This is a genomic window from Pseudomonas sp. MNR3A, from assembly GCF_009650575.1.
GTDB lineage: Bacteria > Pseudomonadota > Gammaproteobacteria > Pseudomonadales > Pseudomonadaceae > Aquipseudomonas > Aquipseudomonas machongensis.
Map to the genome: position 1 here is coordinate 240,136 of NZ_VZZS01000009.1, position 22,945 is coordinate 263,080.

The window sequence follows — 22,945 nt, forward strand, 5'->3', positions numbered from 1 at the left end:
AACTACCAGAAACTACTGCGTGATCAGTGCACGTCCTTCCAGTATTCGCGCTTGAGCAAGTAGGCGAACACGAAGAAGAAAGCCAGGTACAGCAGGACATAGGTGCCGATGCGCTGACTTTCCAGTTTGACCGGGTTGGCCGAATAGGCCAGGAAGGTCACCAGGTTCTTGACCTTCTCGTCGAACTGCTCGGGCGTCAGGGTACCGGATTTCGGCTCGATGGTCAGCTGGTCACAGGCTTCATGGGTCAAAGGACTGCCAGTCAGCGGGTCGAATTGCTTCTTGCCGTCGACCACTGTCTGGATCTGCTTGCACCCAATCACCTGGTTGCCCTGCAGCCCGACCAGCACGTTGGGCATGCCCACGTTCGGGAAGACCTTGTTGTTCACCCCATAAGGGCGCGACTTGTCTTCGTAGAAGCTGTGCAGGTAGCTGTACAGCCAATCGTTACCCCGCACTCGGGCGACCAACGTGAGATCGGGCGGCGCCGCACCGAACCAGGTCTTGGCATCGCTGGGCTGCATGCCGATCTTCATGTGATCGCCAATCTTGGCCCCCGTGAACACCAGCTTTTCAAGCATCAGCTCGTGGGGGATGCCGAGGTCATCGGCAACCCGCTCGTAACGCTGGAACTTGGCGCTGTGGCAACCCATGCAATAGTTGGCGAAGGTTCGCGCCCCATCCTGCAACGCGGCCTTGTCGGTCAGGTCGATATCGACCTTCTGCAGCTCCACACCCTGCTCGGCAGCAAAGGATAAGGCAGGCATCAACGCCAGGAACATTACTGCAATAAACTTTTTCATCAGCCAGTCACCCTTTCCGGAACCGGTTTTGTCTTCTCGAGCCTTGTGTAGAACGGCATCAGCAGGAAGTAGGCGAAATACAGCACGGTGCAGACCTGGGACAGCAGGGTCCGTCCGGGCGTAGGCGCCAGCACACCGAGCACGCCGAGAATGATGAAGGCCACGCAGAACACCAGCAGGAAGATCTTGCTCAACCAGCCCTTGTAGCGCATGGAGCGCACCGGACTGCGATCGAGCCAGGGCAACACGAACAGCACCGCGATCGCCGCGCCCATGGCGATGACACCGAACAGCTTGTCAGGCACCGCCCGCAGGATCGCGTAGAAGGGCGTGAAGTACCACACCGGCGCAATGTGCTCGGGCGTCTTGAAGGCGTTGGCCTGCTCGAAGTTCGGTTTTTCCAGGAAGTAGCCACCCATTTCCGGGAAGAAGAACACCACAGCACAGAACACGAAGAGGAATACCACGACCCCGACGATATCTTTCACCGTGTAGTACGGGTGGAAGGGGATGCCATCCAGCGGTACGCCGTTTTCGTCCTTGTGCTTCTTGATGTCGACACCGTCCGGGTTGTTCGAACCCACCTCGTGCAGCGCCAGGATATGCAGTACCACAAGCCCGAGAATGACGATCGGCAGCGCTACCACATGCAGGGCGAAGAAGCGGTTCAGGGTGATGCCGGAGATCAGGTAGTCACCACGGATCCATTGAGTGAGGTCATCACCGATCACCGGAATGGCACCGAACAGCGAGATGATCACCTGGGCGCCCCAGTAGGACATCTGCCCCCACGGCAGCAGGTAACCCATGAAGGCCTCGGCCATCAGCGCCAGGTAGATCAGCATGCCGAACAGCCACACCAGTTCACGGGGCTTCTGGTAGGAGCCGTAGAGCAACCCGCGGAACATGTGCAGATAGACCACGATGAAGAACGCCGAGGCGCCGGTGGAGTGCAGGTAGCGCAGGATCCAGCCGTACTCGACATCGCGCATGATGTACTCGACCGAGGCGAAGGCCTCTTCTGCCGAGGGCGTGAAACTCATGGTCAGCCAGACTCCCGTGACGATCTGGTTGACCAGCACCAGCAGCGCGAGAGAGCCAAAGAAGTACAGGAAGTTGAAGTTCTTGGGCGCGTAATACTTGCTCAGGTGGTCTTCCCACATTTTCGTGGCGGGGAAGCGAGCGTCAATCCAGTCCATGAACTTGCTCATCATGCGTTCTCCTGATCGACGCCGATGACGATGATGTCGTCCGACTCGTACGAGTGCGGCGGCACTGGCAGATTGAGCGGGGCTGGCTGCGACTTGTAGACGCGACCTGCCAAATCGTAGTGCGAGCCATGGCAAGGGCAGAAATAGCCACCGACCCACTTAGGACCGAGGTCGGCGGGGGCGACTTCCGGACGGAAAGTCGGCGAGCACCCCAGGTGGGTGCACAAGCCAACGAGAATGAGGATTTCAGGCTTGATCGAGCGGACCTCGGGATCGACGTAGGTCGGCTGCACCGAAGCCTTGGACTCGGGGTCGGACAGGTCTGCGGTGATCTTTTTCAGATTGCCGAGGATCTCTTGCGTTCGTCGCACGATGAACACCGGTTGACCACGCCATTCGGCAACCATCTGCTGCCCGGGCTCTACCTTGGCGATGTTGACCTTCACCGGTGCCCCAGCGGCTTTCGCCTTGGCACTGGGGAACCATGACCCCACGAACGGTACCGCAGCCCCCACTGCCCCCGCAGCCCCCACCACGGATGTGGCAGCTACGAGGAAGCGGCGCCGGCCTGCGTTGACGCCGTCATTGCTCATTCAGTCCTCTCCCATCAGCTTTCTTCTCGCCCGCTGGATCAGGCGTCTATTAGTAATGTCTGTGGCGCTAAAAATTGGCCGCCATGGTAAGAAACAAATCCACACACTGACAAGGTGATTACCCCTGGTTCGGGCTACAACCCTCGCTTTGCTTGATCTGCGTCTATGTGGCAACTCGGCCCGGACATGCTGACAGGTTAGTTCAAGACATAAAAAAAGCCCGGTTCCAAGGAACCGGGCTTTTTCGACTGCCGAAGCGGTATTAACGCTTGGAGTACTGAGGACGCTTACGCGCTTTACGCAGACCCACTTTCTTACGCTCGACTTCACGAGCGTCGCGGGTGACGTAGCCAGCACGACGCAGAGCGCCACGCAGGGTTTCGTCGTATTCCATCAGGGCGCGGGTGATACCGTGGCGGATAGCACCGGCCTGACCGCTGACACCACCACCGGCGACGGTGACGTAGATGTCGAACTTCTCAACGGTCTCGGTCAGTTCCAGCGGCTGGCGAACAACCATGCGAGCGGTTTCGCGACCGAAGAAAGTGTCCAGAGGACGGTTGTTGATGGAGATGTTACCAGTACCCGGACGCAGGAAAACGCGAGCGGTTGCGGTCTTGCGACGGCCAGTGCCGTAATTTTGAGTCGCCGACATAATGAACTATCCCGTTAGATCTTCAGTTCTTGAGGCTGCTGAGCAGTGTGAGGGTGGGTAGCACCCGCGTACACTTTCAGCTTGCGGTACATGTCGCGACCCAGCGGGTTCTTCGGCAGCATGCCTTTGACCGCGGTCTCGATGACGCGCTCAGGGGCCTTGTCGATCAGCTTCTCGAAGCTGATTTCCTTGATGCCACCTGGGAAGCCGGAGTGGGAGTAGTACATCTTGTCCGAAGACTTGGCACCAGTTACACGAACCTGCTCGGCGTTGATGACGACGATGTAGTCGCCGGTGTCAACGTGAGGAGTGTACTCAGGCTTGTGTTTGCCGCGCAGACGGGTAGCGATTTCGGTAGCCAGACGACCCAGGGTCTGACCAGCGGCATCGATTACGAACCACTCGCGCTTTACTGTTTCCGGTTTAGCAGTAAAAGTTTTCATTCTCTAAAGCCTCAGAGGCCGCCCAGCGAAAAATAGACGGCGAATCTTACTGGATAGTGCACAACTTGCCAAGGGCAAGCGCGCAGCCGAGCACGGACGCTTTTGGGGGCTCGGGTCGGGCACGCCCATGATCGACGGGGTTCTTCCTGCGTGGTGGTGCATCACTTCCGCCACACGGAGAGGCCCAGCATTATCCAGATTGCGCAAAGATTTTCAACCTGCTTTGATGGTTTCTTTGTCCAGCAGAGAGCCTTCCGATGGAATACCGCAAGCTCGGCCGTACCGACCTCAACGTCAGCGCACTGTGCCTGGGCACCATGACCTGGGGTGAGCAGAACGTCCAGGATGAGGCCTTCGAGCAGATCGCCCTGGCCAAGACCGCCGGCATCAACTTCATCGATACCGCCGAAATGTACCCGGTGCCGCCGCGCCCGGAGACCTACGCGGCCACCGAACGCATCATCGGCAACTGGTTCGCCGCCAATGGCGACCGTGACGACTGGATCCTCGCCAGCAAAGTCGCCGGCCCCGGCAACGGCATCAGCCATATCCGCGACGGCCAGCTCAAGCACAACCGCCAGCACATCGTCGCCGCGCTGGACGAAAGCCTCAAGCGCCTGCAGACCGACCGCATCGACCTCTACCAACTGCACTGGCCGGAACGTTCGACCAACTTCTTCGGCAAGCTGGGCTACCAGCACCTGCCCAACGACCTGTTCACGCCGCTGGAGGAAACGCTGGAGGTGCTCGACGAGCAAGTGCGCGCCGGCAAGATCCGCCACATCGGCCTGTCCAACGAAACGCCGTGGGGCACCATGAAGTTCCTGCACCTGGCCGAAAGCCGGGGCTGGCCACGTGCAGTTTCGATCCAGAACCCTTACAACCTGCTCAATCGCAGCTTCGAGGTGGGCCTGGCGGAAGTAGCGATCCGCGAGCAGTGCGGCCTGCTGGCTTATTCGCCGCTGGCCTTCGGCATGCTGTCGGGCAAGTACGAAAACGGCGCGCGCCCTGAAAATGCACGCCTGACCCTGTTCAGCCGCTTCGCCCGCTACTCCAACCCGCAGACCGTGGCCGCCTGCAGCCGCTACGTGCAATTGGCCCGCGAACATGGCCTGGATCCGGCGCAGATGGCCCTGGCGTTCGTCACCCGCCAGCCGTTCGTGACCAGCAACATCATCGGGGCGACCAGCCTCGAGCAGTTGCGCAGCAACCTGGCAAGCATCGAACTGAAACTTGGCGACGAACTGCTGGCGGCGATCGAGGCGATTCACCAAGGGCAGCCGAATCCGGCGCCTTGAGGCGATAGCATTGCTGCCTTCTTCGCAGGTAGGCCCGCGAAGAAGGCAGCGCATTTCTTCGGGGTAGACACAATCGCCAAAAAATAAGACGATCCAGCCGGTGATTGACCACTCTACCCTATAAGAACAATGACAATGATGTTTACCCAACCCTCCGCGTCGTTGCGGCGCGTCAGCATCCTGGCCATTGATAAGGTGTTCGCTTCGACACTGATGCAGGCCAAGGACTTCTTCCACTTGGCCAGCCTGCGTTACAGCAAGCAACTGGGCCTGGGGCTGCAATCGATGTTCGAAATTCACCTGGTGAGCCCTGACGGCCAGCCGGTGGACAGCTTCAGCGACGTACAACTCCCCGTGGACAGTGGCCTGGGTGACGCCGATGTGATCATCCTCCCGGCGTTCTGGGACGACTTCGACAACCTGCTCGCCCGCTACCCGCAAGTCCTACCCTGGCTGCGTGAGCAGCACGCCCGTGGCGCCGTGCTGTGCGGTGAAGCCAGCGGCGTGTTCTGGCTCGCAGAGTCAGGCCTGCTCGATGGCAAGGAGGCGACCACCTACTGGCGTTTCTTCAACAGCTTCGCCGAACGCTTCCCCACTATCCGCCTGAATCAGGACAAGCACCTGACCGACGCCGACAACCTGTACTGCGCCGGCGGCACCACCTCGGCCTGCGACCTGTACATCTACCTGATCGAGCGCTTCTGCGGCGCCAACGTCGCGCGGGCGGTGGCTCGCGACATCCTCTACGAAGTGCAGCGCAACTACACGCCGGGGCGCATGGGCTTTGGCGGCCAGAAGCTGCACCAGGACCTGATCATCCTGCAGATCCAGCACTGGCTGGAGGAGCACTTCGCCGACAAGTTCCGTTTCGAGGACGTGGCGCGCAACCATGGCATGAGCATCCGCAACTTCATGCGCCGCTTCCAGAGCGCGACCGGGGACAAGCCACTGCACTACCTGCAGCGCCTGCGCATCGAGACAGCCAAGGGCCTGCTCTCGAGCACCCGCAAGAGCATCAAGACCATCAGTTATGAGGTGGGATACGACGACGCGAGCTTCTTCGCCCGACTCTTCCGCCAGCACACTGAACTGTCGCCGAACCAGTATCGGCAGCAGTTCATGCAGGAAGCCTGAGAACACCAACCTCCCCTAGCGCGTGCGCCAAGCCCGCGCCTGCCAGGGGTCAGGCATGGCTTCAGGGTTTGTGCGCGCGAGCCAGGAACTCGTGGGACTGCATTTCCAGCAGTCGGCTGAGGGTACGCTGGAACTCGAAGCTCAGGCGCCCGCCGGTGTAGAGGTCCTTGAGCTCGACTTCGGCCGAAATGATCAGCTTGACGTTGCGATCATAGAACTCGTCGACCATGTTGATGAAGCGGCGGGCGATGTCGTCGGTGGTGACGCCCATCTGCTCGACATTGCTCAGCAGCACGGCATGGAAGATCTTGCCCAACTCGATGTAGTCGTTCTGGCTACGCGGACCGTCGCACAGGGCGCGGAAGTCGAACCAGGCGACGTCGTCACAGGTGCGCAACGCGTGGATCTCGCGATTCTCGATCATCAGCACGTCGTTCTCGACCGCCTGGGTGCAATCGGGGGTCAGTGCCTTGAAACTGGCGCGCAGACTCTCGTGGGCAGCTTCGTTGAGCGGGAAGTGGAACAGCTCGGCCTGCTCCAGGTGGCGCAAGCGATAGTCGACGCCACTGTCGACGTTCACCACATCGGTGTACTGCTTGATCATGGCGATGGCCGGGAGGAAGCGCGCACGCTGCAGGCCGTCCTTGTACAGGCCGTCCGGCACGATGTTGGAGGTCGCCACCAACGAGACGCCGTTCTTGAACAGCTCTTCCATCAAAGTGCCGAGGATCATCGCATCGGTGATGTCGGACACGAAGAACTCATCGAAGCAGATCACCTTGGCTTCCTGGGAGAAGCGCTTGGCGATGATGGTCAGCGGGTTCTTCTCACCCTTGAGGGTTTTCATTTCCTCGTGCACACGCTTCATGAAGCGGTGGAAGTGGGTGCGCATCTTCTCCTTGAACGGCAGCGCCTCGAAGAAGGTGTCGACCAGGTAGGTCTTGCCACGCCCCACCCCGCCCCAGAAATACAGGCCTTTGACCGGCGTCTGCTCCTTCTTGCCGAACAGCTTGCCGAACACGCCCGGCTTGTTGTTCTGCGCGGCGACCAGGTCGTCGTACAGGCGCTGCAAGTGACGCACAGCCGTTTCCTGCGCCGCGTCATGGAAGAAATCGGGGCGTTTCAGATCTGCTTGATATCGTTCTAGGGGCGTCATGATTCGTTAGCGAGGCAACAAAAAACGGGCCGTCACTGTAGCGACCGGCCCGCTTAATGGCAATCAGACTTGTGTCAATATGCCTCAGTCCTGCTGGGGCGACAACGCCTCACGCAGGCTCAGCACCGCCGCATCACGGGCGCTTGCATCGGCGAACTGCGGCCCGTCGGCCACCTGCTCGCCATCGAGCCACAGGCTGAAGCCGAGGCCATCTACGCGCACATCCGCCTCGCCACCCTGCTGCAGTTGCTTGCTCACCGCGCCTGCACTCTTGCCGTCGGCGAAGCTGCGCGACAGCAACAATTGCTCGCCATCGGCGGCCAGCAGGCGGAAGCGGAAGCTGCCGTCTTCATCGCGGAAGCTGACGAAGCGCGCGCTCTTGGCGGCCTTCTTCTTCACTTCGGCGTTGACCTGGACGCTGCTGCGGAAGGAGCGCAGGCCCACCGATTCGCGCAACTGCTCGAGGAACGGCGTGGCAATCTTGCGGGCCTTGGCGGCGCCGGCCAGGAGGATGTCTTCCAGGTCCGACGGCCGCGAGATCAGTTGATGGTAGTGCTCGCGCTTCTCGGCCAACTGGCCGTCGAGCAACTGGAACAGGCGGTTTTTCGCCTCGCCCCAGCCCAGGCCCTGCAGCAGCTCTTCGCGGAACTCGCCGGCTTGTGCGGCGCTGGCGAAGGCCTGGTACAGGGTGAACAGGTGGGAGTTGTCCGGATCCTTCGCCTCGCCTGGGGCACGCGAATCGGTGACGATGCGCGAGATGGCGTCCTTCATGTCCTTGGCGCTGGTGAACAGCGGAATGGTGTTGTCGTAGCTCTTGGACATCTTGCGACCGTCCAGGCCCGGAAGCGTGGCCACGCTCTCCTCGATCACCGCCTCGGGCAGGACGAAGAACTCCTTGCCCTGGCCGAACAGGTGGTTGAAGCGCTGGCCGATGTCACGCGCCATTTCAACGTGCTGGATCTGGTCACGACCGACCGGGACCTTGTGCGCATTGAACATCAGGATGTCGGCAGCCATCAGCACCGGATAGCTGTACAGGCCCATGGACACACCGGCATCCGGGTCTTCGCCGTTTTCCAGGTTCTTGTCGACCGAGGCCTTGTAGGCGTGGGCACGATTGAGCAGGCCCTTGGCAGCCACGCAGGTCAGCAGCCAGGTCAGCTCGGGGATCTCGGGAATGTCGGACTGACGGTAGAACGTGACCTTGTCCGGATCCAGGCCACCGGCCAGCCAGGTGGCGGCGATTTCCAGGCGCGAGCGCTGGATGCGCAACGGGTCATCGCACTTGATCAGGGCGTGATAGTCGGCCAGGAAGTAGAACGAGTCGGCACCGGGCTGCTGGCTGGCGAGGATCGCCGGACGGATGGCACCGGCGTAGTTGCCCAGGTGCGGAGTGCCGGTGGTGGTGATACCGGTGAGAATGCGCGTGGTCATGGGTGATCGCTTATTCAGGCTTGGCTCAGTTCGAAAGACGTGGCAGCACCAGATCCTTCAGATCGGTCAGCTTGCCATGGAAGAAGTGTCCGCATTCTGCCACTTTCAGCAGCTCATGGGGGCGCGTCAGTGTGTCGGACCATTCATAGACCAGCTCAGGGTCGACCACCTCGTCGGTGTCAGGCTGGACCACGGTGATCGGGCACTGCTGCGCCAGCGGGAACTGCTCGGTCAGGCGCATCACCGCCGGGGCAATCATGAACAGATGTTGCAGCGTCACCCCGTCGGCCTCGAGGCGTCCGGCCAGGCTGGCGGCGACGAAGCCCCCGAACGAGAAGCCCATCAGTACCAGCGCCAGCTCAGGGTGTTTGTCGCGCAGCCAGACCGCGGCGGCCTCGGCATCGGCCACTTCGCCAGCCCCCATGTCGTGGCTGCCGGCACTCTGGCCAACGCCACGGTAGTTGAAGCGCAGGGTGCTGTAGCCGGCATCGCGAGCCGTGCGTTGCAGCGTCGAGACCACCTTGTTGAGCATGGTGCCGCCCTGGACCGGGTTGGGGTGGCAGATCAGCACCACGCCGCGGGCATCTTCCACGTCCAGGTACAAGGCTTCCAGCTGGCCACTGGGGCCGTCGATGAACAAGGGGGTTTCGCGGACAAGCAAGGCACTACTCCGTGACCTCGAGGGGGGTCGATTCGTCTAGAGGGGGAATTCTGTTCTGATTTGCGATTGCTCGCGGTATACAGCGCAGGTCTGAGCCGTTAACGTAAAGCAAAGCCGTTTATAGAGGAAGGACTCGTGGAACACTCGCTCCTTGTTTGGTTGCTGCCGACCCTGGCACTGGTCGTTGGTGTCGTCGTCGGTTTCGCCCTGGCCCGCCTTCTCCCCAACGCGGCTCCCAGCAGTACGCAACGCCAGCTGGATGACATCCAGCAGCGTTTCGACAATTACCAGAACGAAGTGGTCACCCACTTCAACAGCACTGCTTCGCTGGTCAAGAAACTGACCCAGAGCTACCAGGATGTGCAGGATCACCTGGCCGACGGGGCCAATCGCCTGGCCCTGGACGAACTGACCCGTCAGCGCCTGCTCGCTTCGTTGCACTCCGAAGCCGCGCAAGGTCCGCGCGATCGCCTGACACCGCCGAAGGATACCGCCGAAGTCCCACGTGACTACGCGCCCAAGGCGCCGAACTCGCCGGGCATGCTCGACGAGAGCTACGGCCTCAAGCGCTGACCCAGCAAGCATGACAAAGGCCGCGTAAAGCGGCCTTTTTTGTGCCCGTGAGAAGTGGCCATCACTCAACTCGAACACGGCTCCCGAGGGCCTGCCCAAGATCTGCCAGCAGGTCGTCGATATCCTCCAGGCCCACCGACAACCGCACCAACCCTTCGGAAATCCCATGCCGCGCCCGTTCCTCGGGCGTGTAGCTCGAATGGGTCATGCTCGCCGGGTGTTGCGCCAGCGACTCGGCATCCCCCAGGCTCACTGCGCGGCTGAACAACTGCAACGCGTTCATGAAGCGTCGCCCCGCCTGGATGCCGCCCTTGAGCTCGAAGGCAATCATCCCGCCCGGCAAACGCATCTGCCGCTGCGCCAGGCCGAACTGCGCAAAGCTAGGCAGGCCCGGGTAATGAATCAGCTCGACCTGCGGATGACGCTCCAGGAACTGCGCCACGCGCAAGGCATTGCTGCAATGGCGCCCCATGCGCAGGGCCAGGGTTTTCATACCGCGCATCAGCAGCGATGCGTCGTGCGGCGACAGCACGGCGCCGGTCATGTCCTTCAAGCCTTCCAGGCGAATGCGGTCGATCAGCGCCTTGCGCCCCACCACCAATCCCGCGGTGATATCGCCATGGCCACTGAGGTACTTGGTCGCCGAATGCACCACCAGGTCCGCGCCCAGCTCCAGCGGGCGTTGCAGATAGGGGGTGCAGTAGGTGTTGTCGATCACCACCAGCAGCTCATGCTGGCGCGCCACGCCCACCACTGCGGCGATGTCCACCAGGTGCATGTTGGGGTTGGCCGGGGTTTCGAAATAGATCATCCGTGTATTGGAGGTGATCGCCGCCTCGAGCGCAGCGGGATCGTTCAGATCGACATGTTTCACCTTGACGCCGAATTCGCCGATGCCATGGTGCAGGAAAGCGAAGGTGCAGCCATACAGGGTATCGCCGACGATAAGCTCATCACCGGGACGCAGCAGCGTCCACAGCGTTGAAGTGATGGCGCCCATCCCCGAGGCCAGCGCCAGGCCCGCCTCGCCACCTTCAAGCGAAGCCATGCGCTGCTCGAGCAGGGACAGGGTCGGGTTGGAGATACGGCTGTAGAAATGCCCGGCCTGCTCGCCGGCAAAACAGGCCGCACCATACTCGACGCTTTCGAACGCGTAGGTCGCGGTCTGGTAGACCGGCGGCACCAGCGCACCACCGTGGGACTGCGGGTCGTAGCCATGGTGAATGGCCCGCGTGGAAAAACCGGTCTTGTCGACAGTGGCGCGCATGACAACAGCCTCCTTGTTGTTTGTTCTAAGCTTATGCCTTGGCACACCGGATTTTTTTCCAAATTGCCCCGTGAACATCGGCAGTTCTGGAACAAAAACAACAATCAGACCGAAAAAAGGGCACACCATGCCAGCCTCTCTCGACCGAACCGACCGCGCCCTGCTCGGCGCCCTGCAAGACAACGCCCGCCTCACCGTCGCCGACCTCGCCGACCAGGTCGCCCTGACCACCTCACCTTGCTGGCGTCGGGTAAAGCTGCTGGAGGAAGGCGGCTACATTACCGGCTACCAGGCCATCCTTTCGCCCAAGTCTCTGGGCTTTGGCGTCACTGCATTCGTCAGCATCATGATGGAATCGCACAACAAGGACGCTGCACGCGCCTTCGAGAAGCGCCTGATGGAAATCCCGGAAATCGTCGCCTGCCATAACATCTCGGGGCGCTATGACTTTCTCCTGGAGGTCCTTGCGCGGGACCTGGAGTCTTTCGGCGAATTCGCCCGCGAAGTGCTGCAGACACTGCCCGGGGTGAAGGAAATCTATTCGAGCTTTTCGTACAAGGCCGTGAAGGAAAGGCGAGTGATTCCGGTGGGGGAGAAGCATATCTAGGCGTCTTGCACAGGGTGCCAGCCCTGGACGACACCAGTAGCGGAGTTTTCTGACTCGCCACACGAAAACAACCCGCGCAGAACTCGGCAATCGGAATCTATTCCCTGGCTGACCAAGCGTTGATCATGGGGCACCTCACCCTGTCGTGCACAAGGAGCCCGAACGACATGGCCACACCCATCCCCACTCACATCGCCCAAAAGCTCGCCGGGCAACATTTCACAAGCTTCGACCAGTTCTCCAGCACCTTCTGGATGACCATCGCCGAAGACCCGGTACTCTCGAAGCAATTTGTCGAATCGCAATTGAACCGAATCAAGAAAGGCTGGGCGCCTCGCGCGCCGTTCGGTGAAACGGCCAGAGGCTTGCGCTCCTACCAGATCTGCCACCTCTTGCCACCGGAGCTCAGCGCAGTGGTGTACGACATGGACAACATGCGGATCATGAGCGCCCTGCAATATGCGCTGTCCTCGGAGGTCGAGGAATGATCACCTTCAGGCAGCAGTTGAGCGACTACTCACCTGACGAGTTCGAATCACTGGTCGAAATGCTGATCACTGCACAAGGGTCCACAAGCTTCCAGGATGGGTTGCTGGAGCACTTCATCGACATCACCGCTCACCCGCAGGGGTCAGACCTCATCTATCACCCTGAATCAGGCACAAGCGAGTCGGCGCTCAGCATTGTTCAAGAGGTGATGAAGTGGCGGCAGGACAATGGGCTGGCCTGAATGGGTCTGGCCAACAACAGAAAACCCCGCCGAAGCGGGGTTTCTGGTGCAGCAGCGAACGTCAGATCGCGCCGCGCTGGCGCAGCACATCCAGCACTTGCTTCACGCCGTCCTCGACGCTGGTGCTCTGGGTGTCGATCACCAGGTCCGCATCCAGCGGCACATCGAACGGGAAGCTTTCACCCGGGATGTTGTCGCCACCGGCGGCATACAGGCCCTGTGGGTCGCGCTCGCGGCACGCCAGCGGCGAAGCCTGGACGTAGACGGTCACCAGGCGTTCCTTGCCGATCAGCGCCTTGGCCTGCTCGCGGCCTTCGGCATCCGGGGCGACGAAGGCGGCCAGGGTCAGCAGGCCGGCTTCGTTGAACTGGCGCGCTACGTGAGCGGCACGACGCCAGTTCTCGGTGCGACCGGCGCGATCCTGCGGCAAGCCCTTGTTCAGGTCATGGCGCAGGTTCTGGCCATCGAGCACGTAGACCGCACGGCCCATGTCGAACAGCTTGCGCTCCACGGCGTAGGCCAGGGTGCTCTTGCCGGCGCCCGACAGGCCGCTGAACAGCACGGTGGCTGGTTGCTGGCCGAAGCGCAAGGCACGCTCCTCGGTGGAGACGTGGGCGAGCTTGCCGTGCTGGCCAGTACCGCCGTGCGGCAGCACCGGCGGGGCGATGATCATGCCGGCGCCGACAGTGCCGTTGGTCAGGCGATCGATGACGATGAACGCACCGGTGGTGCGGTTGCTGTCGTAGCCGTCCAGTGCGATGGCGGCGTCCAGGGCGACCTTGACGCGACCGATCTCGTTCAGTTGCAGCGCACTGGCGGCGCCCTGCTCCAGGGTGTTCACATCGACCTTGTGGGTGATGCTGGCAATCGAGCCTGGCACATAGCTGGTGGCGCGCTTGATGTCGTACTTCTTGCCCGGAAGCATCGGCTCCTCGGCCATCCACACCAGCATGGCCTCGAACTGGTCGGCCACCTGCGGGACGTTGTCGGCATGCACCAGCAGGTCGCCGCGGGAGATGTCGATCTCGTCTTCCATGGTCAGGGTCACGGCCTGACCTGGGCCTGCGTTCTCCAGCTCGCCCTCGTAGGTGACGATGGACTTGACGCGGCTGCTCTTGCCCGACGGCAGCACCACGATATCGTCGCCCTTGTGCACCACGCCACTGGCGATGGTGCCGGCGAAGCCGCGGAAGTTCAGGTTCGGGCGGTTGACGTACTGCACCGGGAAACGCAGATCGGTGACGTTGCGGTCAGCCGAAACCTCGACGGTCTCGAGGATCTCCATCAGCGCCGGGCCCGTGTACCACGGCGAACGCTCGCTGCGGTTGACCACGTTGTCGCCCTTGAGCGCCGACATCGGCACGAAGTGCAGGCTCGACGGCTTCAGGTCGATGGCGTCGGCGAACTTCAGGTAGTCGGCCTTGATCGACTCGAAGACCTGCTCGTCAAAGCCTTTGAGGTCCATCTTGTTGATCGCCACGACGATGTGCTTGATGCCCAGCAACGAGGCGATATAGCTGTGGCGGCGGGTCTGGGTCTGCACGCCATAGCGGGCATCGACCAGGATGATCGCCAGGTCGCAGGTCGAGGCGCCGGTGGCCATGTTGCGGGTGTACTGCTCGTGGCCCGGGGTATCGGCGATGATGAACTTGCGCTTGGCGGTGGAGAAGTAGCGGTAAGCGACATCGATGGTGATGCCCTGCTCGCGCTCGGCCTGCAGGCCATCGACCAGCAGCGCCAGGTCGACTTCCTCGCCCGTGGTACCGGACTTCTTCGAGTCACGGGTGATGGCCTCGAGGTGGTCCTCGTAGATCATCTTGGAGTCGTGCAGCAGGCGCCCGATCAGGGTGCTCTTGCCGTCATCCACGTTGCCGCAGGTGAGGAAACGCAGCAGTTCTTTGCGCTCGTGCTGAGCCAGATAAGCGAGGATGTCTTCGCTGATCAAATCGGATTGGTGCGACATGGAGTAACCCTGAAGTTAGAAGTAGCCCTGACGTTTCTTGTCTTCCATGGAGCCGGCGCCATCGTGGTCGATGACTCGGCCCTGACGCTCGGAAGTACGCGTCAGAAGCATTTCCTGAATGATGTCGGTCAGCGTTTCGGCTTCGGACTCGACAGCGCCCGTCAACGGGTAGCAGCCCAGGGTACGGAAACGCACCTTCTTCTTGACGATGCGCGCCTTCTCCTCGTCGCTCAGGTGCTCGAGGATGCGATCGTCGTCGATCATGATCAGGGTGCCGTTCTTCTCGATGACTTCACGCTCGGCGGCGAAGTACAGCGGCACGATCGGGATGCCTTCGAGGTAGATGTACTGCCAGATGTCCAGCTCGGTCCAGTTCGACAGCGGGAAGACGCGGATCGACTCGCCCTTGTTGACCTTGCCGTTGTAGACGTTCCACAGCTCCGGACGCTGGTTCTTCGGGTCCCAGCGGTGCTTGCTGTCGCGGAACGAGTAGACACGCTCCTTGGCCCGCGACTTCTCTTCATCGCGGCGCGCGCCACCGAAGGCGGCGTCGAAACCATGCTTGTCCAGCGCCTGCTTCAGGCCTTGGGTCTTCATGATGTCGGTGTGCTTGGAGCTGCCGTGGGTGAAGGGGTTGATCCCCTGCGCCACACCCTCGGGGTTGACGTGGGTGATCAGCTCCAGCCCCATTTCCTCGACCATCTTGTCGCGGAAGCGGTACATCTCCTGGAATTTCCACTGGGTGTCGACGTGCATCACCGGGAACGGCAGCTTGCCCGGGAAGAAAGCCTTGCGCGCCAGGTGCAGCATCACGGCGGAGTCCTTGCCGATCGAGTACAGCATCACCGGGTTGTCGAACTCGGCGGCCACCTCGCGGATGATGTGGATGCTCTCCGCCTCCAGCTGTTTCAAGTGCGTCAGTTTGTCGACCATGGCTACTCACGAAAAACGATCTTATGGACGGCCAGCGGGCCGTGTTCGAGCGAGCCACTTTATCACAGCGCTTGATTCTATTTAGGAGGCCCGCTAGATCGAAACGGTCTAATGATATGACTGGGGGTTTGAGGACCGCACCTGCCTAAATTGGATTCGGGCAATCGATGAACAGGTGCTCCAGGGCAAAGCGCTTGGCCAGGTAGTCGCCCAGCGCCTGCACCCCATAGCGTTCGGTGGCGTGGTGCCCTGCTGCGATGAAGCTGATGCCGTTCTCGCGCGCGCTGTGGTACGTCTGCTCGGAGGCCTCGCCGCTGATGAACAGGTCGACACCCGCGGCGATGGCGTTGTCGATATAGCCCTGGCCGCCACCGGTACACCAGCCGACCCGGCGGATCATCCCCTCCCCCTCGACCAACAGCGGCTCGCGGCCCATGGCTTCGCGCACGCGGCGGGCGAAATCGCCGGCCGACATGGGCTCGGCGAGCGAGCCGATCAGGCCGACCACCCGCGGGTTTTCGGGGTCGAGAGGTCCTTCGACGGTGATGTCGAGCTGGCGGGCCAACTGCACGTTGTTGCCCACCTCAGGGTGCACGTCCAGCGGCAGATGGAAGGCCAGCAGGCTGATGTCGTGCTTGAGCAGGGTCTTGATGCGTCGCTGCTTGATACCGGTGATGCACGGGCTCTCGCCCTTCCAGAAGTAGCCATGGTGCACCAGCACCAGGTCGGCCTCGGCTTCGACTGCAGCATCGAGCAAGGCCTGGCTGGCCGTGACGCCCGTGACGATGCGGCTGACCTGCGGACGCCCCTCGACCTGCAGGCCGTTGGGGCAGTAATCCTGGATCTTGGCGCTGGACAGGTAGCGCTCGGCTTCCTCGACCAGGGTGCTAAGGGCGACGGCCATGGAAAATCTCCTCGTAATTCGCTGCTTCAACGGGCGCCAGGCCTCGTATACTGGGCGTCATTATGGGCCGTCGCCGGGTTCGGGGAAACCGGCGTACATCAGCGTCAGTTGCTTCGCGATCCATACCCTCACTCATCACCGAGGTGTATGATCGCGCGCGTTCGCGCCCCGGCCCTCGTCCCATTTCCAGGATTCATTCGATGCTCAAGGCTTTGCGTTACTTTGGCTGGCCCCTGCTCACCGGCGTACTGATCGCCGCACTGATCATCCAGCGTTTCCCGGAGTGGGTCGGCCTGCCCAGCCAGGACGTCAACCTGCAACAGGCACCGCAGACTTCGCGGATCATGCAGGGCCCGGTCAGCTATGCCGACGCCGTCACCCTGGCGGCGCCCGCGGTCGCCAACCTGTACACCACCAAAGTGGTCAACAAGAGCGCCCACCCGCTGTTCGAAGACCCTCAGTTCCGGCGCTTCTTCGGCGACAACCTGCCCAAGCAGCGGCGCTGGGAATCGAGCCTGGGCTCGGCGGTGATCATGAGCCCCGAAGGCTACCTGCTGACCAACAACCACGTGACCAGCGGTGCCGACCAGATCGTGGTGGCGCTCAAGGATGGCCGCGAGACCCTGGCCCGGGTCATCGGCAGCGACCCGGAAACCGACCTGGCGGTGCTGAAGATCGACCTGAAGAACCTGCCAGCCATCACCATCGGCCGCTCCGACAACATCCACATCGGCGATGTCTGCCTGGCCATCGGCAACCCCTTCGGAGTCGGTCAGACCGTGACCATGGGCATCATCAGCGCCACCGGCCGCAACCAATTGGGGCTGAACAACTACGAAGACTTCATCCAGACCGACGCGGCCATCAACCCGGGCAACTCCGGCGGTGCACTGGTCGACGCCAACGGCAATCTGATCGGCATCAACACCGCGATCTTCTCCAAATCCGGTGGTTCGCAGGGTATCGGTTTCGCCATCCCCGCCAAGCTTGCGCTGGAGGTGATGAAGTCGATCGTCGAGCATGGCCAGGTGATTCGCGGCTGGCTGGGCATCGAGGTGCAGCCATTGAGCGAGGAGCTGGCCGAGTCGTTCGGCATGCAGGGGCGCCCAGGTATCGTGGTCGCCGGTATTTTCCGCGACGGCCCGGCCCAGCGTGCGGGGCTGCAACTGGGTGACGTGATCATGAGCATCAATGGCGAGCCGGCCGGCGATGGTCGCAGGTCGATGAACCAGGTGGCACGAATCAAACCCAGCGAGAAGATCAGCATCGAGGTGATGCGCAATGGCAAGCAGTTGAAGCTGATTGCCGAGGTCGGGCTGCGTCCGCCACCGGCGCCGGTGGCGACCAAGGAAGAAAAGTAACAACAAGATGGGGCCGCTTTGCGGCCCCAGTCACATCAGTGCAGGATCTGGCTCAGGAACAACTTGGTCCGGTCACTGCGCGGCCGGTCGAAGAAGTCATCCGGCGAGGCCTGCTCGACGATCTCGCCCTTGTCCATGAAGATCACCCGGTTCGCCACGGTGCGGGCGAAGCCCATCTCGTGGGTGACGCAGAGCATGGTCATGCCGTCTTCGGCCAGGCCGACCATGGTGTCGAGCACTTCCTTGACCATTTCCGGATCGAGTGCCGAAGTCGGCTCGTCGAACAGCATGATCTTGGGCTTCATGCACAGCGCGCGGGCAATGGCCACACGTTGCTGCTGACCGCCCGACAACTGCCCCGGAAACTTGTGCGCCTGCTCTGGAATACGCACACGCTCCAGGTAATGCATGGCAATTTCCTCGGCCTTGCGCTTGGGCATCTTGCGAACCCACATCGGTGCCAGGGTGCAGTTCTCGAGGATGGTCAGGTGCGGGAACAGGTTGAAGTGCTGGAACACCATGCCGACTTCACGACGGATCGCCTCGATCTGCTTGAGGTCGTTGGTCAGTTCCACACCATCGACGACGATGCGCCCCTGCTGGTGCTCTTCCAACCGGTTCAGGCAGCGGATGGTGGTGGACTTGCCCGAGCCGGACGGCCCGCACAGGACGATGCGCTCGCCCTGGCGTACGTTCAGATTGATATCCTTGAGCACATGGAACTGGCCATACCACTTGTTCACACCCTGCATCTGGATGATGCCTTCGGGGCCGGCAGGCTGCTTGATCGCTTCACTCATTTCGAAACTCCTAACGCTTGTGGCCAGTGTCCAGCTTGCGCTCCAGGTGCATGGAGTAGCGGGACATACCGAAACAGAAAATCCAGTAGACCAGGGCCGCGAACACGTAGCCCTCGGTCGCCATGCCGAGCCAGGCAGGATCTGCCGTGGCTTGGCGGGTGCTGTTGAGCAGGTCGAACAGGCCGATGATGATCACCAGGCTGGTGTCCTTGAACAGCGCGATGAAGGTGTTGACGATGCCGGGGATCACCAGCTTCAGGGCCTGCGGCAAGATCACCAGGCCCATGGCACGCCAATAACCCAGCCCCATCGCCGCGGCCGCCTCGTACTGCCCCTTGGGAATCGCCTGCAGGCCGCCGCGAACCACCTCGGCAATGTAGGCCGACTCGAACAGGATCACGAAAATCATCGCCCGCAGCAGCTTGTCGAAGCTCGTGCCCTCGGGCATGAACAGCGGCAGCATCACCGACGACATGAACAGCACGGTGATCAGCGGAATGCCACGCCAGAACTCGATGAAAGTCACCGACACGGCCTTGACCACCGGCATCTTCGAGCGCCGTCCCAGCGCCAGCAGGATGCCCAGCGGCAAGGCTGCGGCGATACCTACGGTCGCGATGACCAGGGTCAGCATCAGGCCGCCCCATTGCGAGGTCGGCACCAGCGTCAGGCCGAAGCTGCCACCGTGCAGCAGCAGGTAGGCGAGGATCGGATACAGCACCAGGTAACCAATACCGTAGGGCACCTTGCGCGGGAACCGGCGGATGAACAGCGGTGCGGCGGCGATCACGCCCAGCCACACGGTCAGGTCGACCCGCCAGCGCAACTGGCTCGGGTAATAGCCGTACATGAACTGGCCGATGCGTTGCTGGATGAACACCCAGCATGCGCCGTCCTTGGTGCAGTCCGCGCGGGTCGTGCCCGTCCAGTTGGCGTCCAGGAACGCCCACTGCAGCAGTGCCGGCACGATCAGCCAGATCAGGTAGATCGCGAACAGGGTCAACAGCGTGTTGATCCAGCTGGAGAACAGGTTGGCGCGCATCCACGCCAGCACGCCGACGGTCTTCACCGGTGGCGGCATATCGGGTTTGAAAACATGGGAAGTCATGCGCCTGTCCTCACCGCTCGATCAGCGCAATGCGCTTGTTGTACCAGTTCATCAGCAACGAGATGCTGATGCTGATCGTCAGATACACAGCCATGGTGATCGCCATGACCTCGACCGACTGGCCGGTCTGGTTCAGCACCGTGCCGGCAAACAGCGACACCAATTCCGGGTAGCCGATGACCGCCGCGAGCGACGAGTTCTTCGTCAGGTTCAGGTATTGGCTGGTCAGCGGCGGAATGATCACCCGCATCGCCTGCGGAATGATGACCTTGCGCAAGGTCGGCCCTTCGCGCAGCCCCAGCGAACGGGCCGCTTCGGTCTGGCCATGGCTGACCGAACGGATACCCGCGCGCACGATTTCGGCAATGAAGGCGGCGGTGTAGATCGACAGTGCCAGGGTCAGCGCGAGGAATTCGGGAATCAGCACCCAGCCGCCGACGAAGTTGAAACCTTTGAGCTGCGGCACTTCCCACTGCAATGGGTTGCCAAACAGCAGCGCGCTGATACCGGGAATGCCAACGAGCAGCGCCAGCCCTACCCAGAACTTGTGGAACGGCTGACCGGTTTCATCGAAGCGTTTGTTGGCGTAGCGCACCATCAGGACAATGGCCACGACCGCCAGCAGCACCGCCACGACGAACGGCCAGAAACCTCCGCCGATGGAGGCTCCGGGCATGTTCACGCCACGGCTGCTGATGAAGAACAGGTCATCGATGTTGATGCTGCCGCGTGGCCCCGGCAGGGCGGTGAATACCGCGAAGTACCAGAACAGGATCTGCAGCAGCGGTGGAATGTTACGGAAGGTCTCGACGTAAACGGCCGCCAGCTTGCTGATCACCCAGTTCGAGGATAACCGGGCAACGCCGACGACGAAGCCAAGCACGGTGGCGATGATGATGCCGATGACGCTTGCCAGCAGGGTATTGAGCAGGCCAACCAGCAACACCCGTGCATAGGTGTCGGCTTCGGTGTAGTCGATCAGGTGCTGGGCGATGCCGAAACCGGCACTGCGCTCGAGAAAGTCGAAGCCCGAGGTGATCCCTCGGTGCTGCATGTTGGTCTGGGTGTTGTGGATGAGGTACCAGCCCAGGCCGATCACGGCCACGACCGTGATGATCTGGAACAGCCACGCGCGCACACGTGGATCGCTCAGGGATAACCCTTTCCGTGCGCCGATATGATTTTGCATGAAATGCCCCGAAAAGAAGGGAGTCGAACGACCCGCGACGGCCGGATGCCGTCGCGGGGGGCAGCCATCAGCGCACAGGCGGTGCGTACTGGATGCCGCCGTTGTTCCACAGGGCATTCAAGCCGCGGTCGATTTCCAGCGGGGTGCTCTTGCCCAGGTTCTTCTCGAACACTTCACCGTAGTTGCCGACTTGCTTGACGATCTTCACCACCCAGTCCTTGGGCAGCTTCAGGTCCTTGCCGTACTCGCCGTCGGCACCCAGCAGGCGGGCGACGTCAGGGTTCTTGGTGGATTTGGCTTCGGCCTCGACGTTCTTCGAAGTCACGCCTGCTTCTTCGGCGTTGAGCATGGCGTAGAGGGTCCACTTGACGATGCTGAACCACTCCTCGTCGCCTTTACGCACGACCGGGCCCAGGGGCTCCTTGGAGATGGTTTCCGGCAGCACCACGTACTCGGTGGGAGCCGCCAGCTTGGAGCGCTGTGCGTAGAGCTGCGACTTGTCGGACGTCAGCACGTCGCAACGGCCGGACTCCAGCGACTTGGCGCTCTCGTCGGAGGTGTCGAAGGTGATCGGGGTGTATTTCAGGCCATTGGCGCGGAAGTAGTCGGAGACGTTCAGCTCGGTGGTGGTACCGGCCTGGATGCAGATGGTCGCGCCATCGAGCTCCTTGGCGCTGGAAACGCCCAGCTTCTTGTTCACCAGGAAGCCCACGCCGTCATAGTAGGTGACACCGGCGAACACCAGGCCCATGCCAGCGTCACGCGAGCTGGTCCAGGTGGTGTTGCGCGACAGTACGTCGACTTCGCCGGACTGCAGCGCGGTGAAGCGCTCCTTGGCGTTGAGCTGGCTGAACTTGACCTTGGTGGCGTCGCCGAACACGGCGGCAGCCACGGCGCGGCAGACGTCGGCGTCGATGCCGACGATCTTGCCCTGGGCGTCAGGGACGGAGAAGCCCGGGAGGCCGTCGCTCACGCCACACTGGACGAAGCCCTTCTTCTGTACCGCATCGAGCGTGGCGCCAGCCTGGGCGGCGCCCACGGTGCCCAGGGTGGCGGCAGCGGTCAGGACTGCCAGCGTGGTTTTCAACATCTTCATCAACAACCTCCAAATGCTCTTGTTGTACCGAGCCGGAATTGCACCGCACCCTTATGAGGCGCATCCGACCCTTGTTGGCTTGTTTTTGGGTCAATTGGCGCAATGGGCTGTTCTGTGACAGCCTTCCATCCACGTGGGCGGGTGTTACCGTTCAGGTCCCCGTCCATCGCATCGGTACGAACGTAGCAAAGCGCGTACCATAGTTGCCGCCTTAAGCGTTTAAGCATGCGTCAAGGGGGTAAAGTTGTAGAGTTGCGACATCTTTTTATGGCACTAACCACCAGCGCCTTCTTTTTACGCACTCAATAAGTTCTTACGCACTTTTTCGGAGCAGTCATGACCAACCCGCTGATTCTCGAACCCCAGAAGACCGCCGACGCCTGTGTGATCTGGTTGCACGGCCTGGGGGCCGACCGTTACGACTTCCTACCGGTGGCCGAATTCATGCAGGAACGTCTGCAGAGCACCCGTTTCATCATGCCCCAGGCGCCAACCCGCCCGGTCAGCATCAACGGCGGCTATGCCATGCCGAGCTGGTACGACATCAAGGCCATGACCCCGGCCCGGGCCATCGACGAGGCGCAACTGGAAGAATCGGCCGACCAAGTCATCGAGCTGATCAAGGCCGAGCAGGCCAAGGGCATCAACCTGTCGAGGATCATCCTCGCTGGATTTTCCCAGGGCGGCGCCGTAGTGCTGCATACCGCCTATATAAAGTGGCAGGAAGCGCTCGGAGGGGTGATCGCCCTGTCCACCTACGCCCCGACCTTCAACGAAAGCCACCAGCTCAGCGCTTGCCAGCAACGCACCCCGGCCCTGTGCCTGCACGGTGTGCATGACCCGGTGGTGATCCCGTCGATGGGCCGCACGGCCTTCGAGTACCTGAACACCTGGGGCGTGGCCGCGCGCTGGCATGAATACCCCATGGAACACGAGGTGGTGGTCGAGGAGCTGAGCGATATCCACGACTGGCTGGCCAAGCACCTGGTGTAAATCGACGTGCGCCTGTAGCCGTCGGCGCATTGG

The 22,945-nt window shown here is 61.7% G+C and carries 24 protein-coding genes; 8 read left to right on the forward strand and 16 right to left on the reverse strand.

What is annotated here, in order from left to right:
- Positions 1 to 23 precede the first annotated feature (23 nt).
- The 5 genes from F6X62_RS08250 to rplM all read right to left on the reverse strand — a co-directional run bounded on the left by F6X62_RS08250 (position 24) and on the right by rplM (position 3,705).
- Positions 24 to 803: a cytochrome c1 gene (locus tag F6X62_RS08250; protein WP_054893992.1), complete on the reverse strand. Its 780-nt coding sequence runs from the start codon at positions 801 to 803 to the stop codon at positions 24 to 26.
- Positions 803 to 2,014, reverse strand: coding sequence for a cytochrome bc complex cytochrome b subunit (locus tag F6X62_RS08255; RefSeq protein ID WP_054893991.1), 1,212 nt, complete (start codon positions 2,012 to 2,014; stop codon positions 803 to 805). The genes F6X62_RS08250 and F6X62_RS08255 overlap by 1 nt, the downstream gene beginning before the upstream one ends.
- Entirely contained in the window at positions 2,014 to 2,607 is a 594-nt protein-coding gene (gene petA / locus F6X62_RS08260; protein WP_054893990.1) for a ubiquinol-cytochrome c reductase iron-sulfur subunit, read from the reverse strand. Before petA ends, F6X62_RS08255 begins: the two co-directional genes overlap by 1 nt.
- Before the next feature lie 262 nt (positions 2,608 to 2,869).
- Entirely contained in the window at positions 2,870 to 3,262 is a 393-nt protein-coding gene (gene rpsI, locus F6X62_RS08265; RefSeq protein WP_054893989.1) for a 30S ribosomal protein S9, read from the reverse strand.
- A gap of 14 nt (positions 3,263 to 3,276) precedes the next feature.
- Entirely contained in the window at positions 3,277 to 3,705 is a 429-nt protein-coding gene (gene rplM, locus F6X62_RS08270) for a 50S ribosomal protein L13 (RefSeq protein ID WP_054893988.1), read from the reverse strand.
- 257 nt (positions 3,706 to 3,962) lie between these two features.
- On the opposite strand from rplM, the gene F6X62_RS08275 reads away from it, so the two are divergent.
- Both F6X62_RS08275 and F6X62_RS08280 read left to right on the forward strand, forming a co-directional pair.
- Positions 3,963 to 5,003, forward strand: a complete 1,041-nt coding sequence (locus tag F6X62_RS08275; protein WP_112899090.1) for an NADP(H)-dependent aldo-keto reductase — start codon at positions 3,963 to 3,965, stop codon at positions 5,001 to 5,003.
- Between the two features lie 237 nt (positions 5,004 to 5,240).
- Complete coding sequence (locus tag F6X62_RS08280) at positions 5,241 to 6,137, forward strand: GlxA family transcriptional regulator (RefSeq protein ID WP_172964850.1); 897 nt, start codon at positions 5,241 to 5,243, stop codon at positions 6,135 to 6,137.
- Between the two features lie 61 nt (positions 6,138 to 6,198).
- On the opposite strand, the gene zapE is transcribed toward F6X62_RS08280, so the two are convergent.
- The 3 genes from zapE to F6X62_RS08295 all read right to left on the reverse strand — a co-directional run bounded on the left by zapE (position 6,199) and on the right by F6X62_RS08295 (position 9,388).
- Positions 6,199 to 7,293, reverse strand: coding sequence for a cell division protein ZapE (zapE, locus tag F6X62_RS08285; RefSeq protein WP_054893986.1), 1,095 nt, complete (start codon positions 7,291 to 7,293; stop codon positions 6,199 to 6,201).
- Between the two features lie 84 nt (positions 7,294 to 7,377).
- Entirely contained in the window at positions 7,378 to 8,727 is a 1,350-nt protein-coding gene (locus F6X62_RS08290; RefSeq protein ID WP_153773196.1) for a tryptophan--tRNA ligase, read from the reverse strand.
- 25 nt (positions 8,728 to 8,752) lie between these two features.
- On the reverse strand, positions 8,753 to 9,388 hold the full coding sequence (locus tag F6X62_RS08295; RefSeq protein ID WP_153773197.1) for an alpha/beta hydrolase: 636 nt from the start codon (positions 9,386 to 9,388) through the stop codon (positions 8,753 to 8,755).
- 135 nt (positions 9,389 to 9,523) lie between these two features.
- Between F6X62_RS08295 and F6X62_RS08300 the strand changes: the two genes are divergently transcribed.
- Positions 9,524 to 9,961: a YhcB family protein gene (locus F6X62_RS08300; protein WP_054893983.1), complete on the forward strand. Its 438-nt coding sequence runs from the start codon at positions 9,524 to 9,526 to the stop codon at positions 9,959 to 9,961.
- 61 nt (positions 9,962 to 10,022) lie between these two features.
- Here the strand turns inward: F6X62_RS08300 and F6X62_RS08305 are convergent, their stop codons facing one another.
- On the reverse strand, positions 10,023 to 11,228 hold the full coding sequence (locus F6X62_RS08305; RefSeq protein WP_153773198.1) for a methionine gamma-lyase: 1,206 nt from the start codon (positions 11,226 to 11,228) through the stop codon (positions 10,023 to 10,025).
- 127 nt (positions 11,229 to 11,355) lie between these two features.
- Here F6X62_RS08305 and F6X62_RS08310 point away from each other — a divergent pair, with 127 nt between their 5' ends.
- The 3 genes from F6X62_RS08310 (at position 11,356) to F6X62_RS08320 (ending at position 12,565) form a co-directional block, all read left to right on the forward strand.
- Positions 11,356 to 11,835, forward strand: coding sequence for an Lrp/AsnC family transcriptional regulator (locus F6X62_RS08310; protein ID WP_153773199.1), 480 nt, complete (start codon positions 11,356 to 11,358; stop codon positions 11,833 to 11,835).
- Between the two features lie 167 nt (positions 11,836 to 12,002).
- Entirely contained in the window at positions 12,003 to 12,323 is a 321-nt protein-coding gene (locus tag F6X62_RS08315; protein ID WP_153773200.1) for an S-type pyocin, read from the forward strand.
- Positions 12,320 to 12,565: a bacteriocin immunity protein gene (locus F6X62_RS08320; protein ID WP_153773201.1), complete on the forward strand. Its 246-nt coding sequence runs from the start codon at positions 12,320 to 12,322 to the stop codon at positions 12,563 to 12,565. Before F6X62_RS08315 ends, F6X62_RS08320 begins: the two co-directional genes overlap by 4 nt.
- A 61-nt stretch (positions 12,566 to 12,626) precedes the next feature.
- On the opposite strand, the gene cysN is transcribed toward F6X62_RS08320, so the two are convergent.
- The 3 genes from cysN to F6X62_RS08335 all read right to left on the reverse strand — a co-directional run bounded on the left by cysN (position 12,627) and on the right by F6X62_RS08335 (position 16,365).
- Positions 12,627 to 14,528, reverse strand: coding sequence for a sulfate adenylyltransferase subunit CysN (gene cysN, locus F6X62_RS08325; protein WP_054893978.1), 1,902 nt, complete (start codon positions 14,526 to 14,528; stop codon positions 12,627 to 12,629).
- Between the two features lie 15 nt (positions 14,529 to 14,543).
- Positions 14,544 to 15,461, reverse strand: coding sequence for a sulfate adenylyltransferase subunit CysD (cysD, locus tag F6X62_RS08330; RefSeq protein ID WP_009408193.1), 918 nt, complete (start codon positions 15,459 to 15,461; stop codon positions 14,544 to 14,546).
- A 145-nt stretch (positions 15,462 to 15,606) separates the two neighbouring features.
- Positions 15,607 to 16,365 (reverse strand): Nif3-like dinuclear metal center hexameric protein, encoded by a 759-nt coding sequence (locus tag F6X62_RS08335; protein WP_112899096.1) that lies wholly within the window; start codon positions 16,363 to 16,365, stop codon positions 15,607 to 15,609.
- A gap of 200 nt (positions 16,366 to 16,565) precedes the next feature.
- Between F6X62_RS08335 and algW the strand changes: the two genes are divergently transcribed.
- Complete coding sequence (gene algW, locus F6X62_RS08340) at positions 16,566 to 17,726, forward strand: Do family serine endopeptidase AlgW (protein WP_063546025.1); 1,161 nt, start codon at positions 16,566 to 16,568, stop codon at positions 17,724 to 17,726.
- 35 nt (positions 17,727 to 17,761) lie between these two features.
- Here algW and F6X62_RS08345 read toward each other — a convergent pair whose 3' ends face one another.
- The 4 genes from F6X62_RS08345 to F6X62_RS08360 all read right to left on the reverse strand — a co-directional run bounded on the left by F6X62_RS08345 (position 17,762) and on the right by F6X62_RS08360 (position 21,919).
- Positions 17,762 to 18,526, reverse strand: coding sequence for an amino acid ABC transporter ATP-binding protein (locus F6X62_RS08345; RefSeq protein WP_054893975.1), 765 nt, complete (start codon positions 18,524 to 18,526; stop codon positions 17,762 to 17,764).
- A 10-nt stretch (positions 18,527 to 18,536) separates the two neighbouring features.
- A complete protein-coding gene (locus F6X62_RS08350) occupies positions 18,537 to 19,634 on the reverse strand; it encodes an amino acid ABC transporter permease (RefSeq protein ID WP_063546026.1) in 1,098 nt (365 codons plus the stop codon).
- A gap of 10 nt (positions 19,635 to 19,644) precedes the next feature.
- The gene (locus tag F6X62_RS08355; RefSeq protein WP_153773202.1) at positions 19,645 to 20,823 is read right to left on the reverse strand and encodes an amino acid ABC transporter permease; all 1,179 of its coding nucleotides are present in this window, start codon (positions 20,821 to 20,823) and stop codon (positions 19,645 to 19,647) included.
- Positions 20,824 to 20,890: 67 nt separating this feature from the next.
- Positions 20,891 to 21,919 (reverse strand): amino acid ABC transporter substrate-binding protein, encoded by a 1,029-nt coding sequence (locus F6X62_RS08360; RefSeq protein ID WP_065864159.1) that lies wholly within the window; start codon positions 21,917 to 21,919, stop codon positions 20,891 to 20,893.
- 336 nt (positions 21,920 to 22,255) lie between these two features.
- Between F6X62_RS08360 and F6X62_RS08365 the strand changes: the two genes are divergently transcribed.
- Complete coding sequence (locus tag F6X62_RS08365) at positions 22,256 to 22,912, forward strand: alpha/beta hydrolase (RefSeq protein ID WP_153773203.1); 657 nt, start codon at positions 22,256 to 22,258, stop codon at positions 22,910 to 22,912.
- Positions 22,913 to 22,945 lie beyond the last annotated feature (33 nt).

Bases quoted from the DNA above. Each gene is read 5' to 3' on its own strand.
- F6X62_RS08250 (WP_054893992.1), bottom strand. From the start codon at position 803: ATGAAAAAGTTTATTGCAGTAATGTTCCTGGCGTTGATGCCTGCCTTA.
- F6X62_RS08255 (WP_054893991.1), bottom strand. From the start codon at position 2,014: ATGAGCAAGTTCATGGACTGGATTGACGCTCGCTTCCCCGCCACGAAA.
- petA (WP_054893990.1), bottom strand. From the start codon at position 2,607: ATGAGCAATGACGGCGTCAACGCAGGCCGGCGCCGCTTCCTCGTAGCT.
- rpsI (WP_054893989.1), bottom strand. From the start codon at position 3,262: ATGTCGGCGACTCAAAATTACGGCACTGGCCGTCGCAAGACCGCAACC.
- rplM (WP_054893988.1), bottom strand. From the start codon at position 3,705: ATGAAAACTTTTACTGCTAAACCGGAAACAGTAAAGCGCGAGTGGTTC.
- F6X62_RS08275 (WP_112899090.1), top strand. From the start codon at position 3,963: ATGGAATACCGCAAGCTCGGCCGTACCGACCTCAACGTCAGCGCACTG.
- zapE (WP_054893986.1), bottom strand. From the start codon at position 7,293: ATGACGCCCCTAGAACGATATCAAGCAGATCTGAAACGCCCCGATTTC.
- F6X62_RS08290 (WP_153773196.1), bottom strand. From the start codon at position 8,727: ATGACCACGCGCATTCTCACCGGTATCACCACCACCGGCACTCCGCAC.
- F6X62_RS08305 (WP_153773198.1), bottom strand. From the start codon at position 11,228: ATGCGCGCCACTGTCGACAAGACCGGTTTTTCCACGCGGGCCATTCAC.
- F6X62_RS08310 (WP_153773199.1), top strand. From the start codon at position 11,356: ATGCCAGCCTCTCTCGACCGAACCGACCGCGCCCTGCTCGGCGCCCTG.
- F6X62_RS08315 (WP_153773200.1), top strand. From the start codon at position 12,003: ATGGCCACACCCATCCCCACTCACATCGCCCAAAAGCTCGCCGGGCAA.
- F6X62_RS08320 (WP_153773201.1), top strand. From the start codon at position 12,320: ATGATCACCTTCAGGCAGCAGTTGAGCGACTACTCACCTGACGAGTTC.
- cysN (WP_054893978.1), bottom strand. From the start codon at position 14,528: ATGTCGCACCAATCCGATTTGATCAGCGAAGACATCCTCGCTTATCTG.
- cysD (WP_009408193.1), bottom strand. From the start codon at position 15,461: ATGGTCGACAAACTGACGCACTTGAAACAGCTGGAGGCGGAGAGCATC.
- F6X62_RS08335 (WP_112899096.1), bottom strand. From the start codon at position 16,365: ATGGCCGTCGCCCTTAGCACCCTGGTCGAGGAAGCCGAGCGCTACCTG.
- algW (WP_063546025.1), top strand. From the start codon at position 16,566: ATGCTCAAGGCTTTGCGTTACTTTGGCTGGCCCCTGCTCACCGGCGTA.
- F6X62_RS08345 (WP_054893975.1), bottom strand. From the start codon at position 18,526: ATGAGTGAAGCGATCAAGCAGCCTGCCGGCCCCGAAGGCATCATCCAG.
- F6X62_RS08350 (WP_063546026.1), bottom strand. From the start codon at position 19,634: ATGACTTCCCATGTTTTCAAACCCGATATGCCGCCACCGGTGAAGACC.
- F6X62_RS08355 (WP_153773202.1), bottom strand. From the start codon at position 20,823: ATGCAAAATCATATCGGCGCACGGAAAGGGTTATCCCTGAGCGATCCA.
- F6X62_RS08360 (WP_065864159.1), bottom strand. From the start codon at position 21,919: ATGAAGATGTTGAAAACCACGCTGGCAGTCCTGACCGCTGCCGCCACC.
- F6X62_RS08365 (WP_153773203.1), top strand. From the start codon at position 22,256: ATGACCAACCCGCTGATTCTCGAACCCCAGAAGACCGCCGACGCCTGT.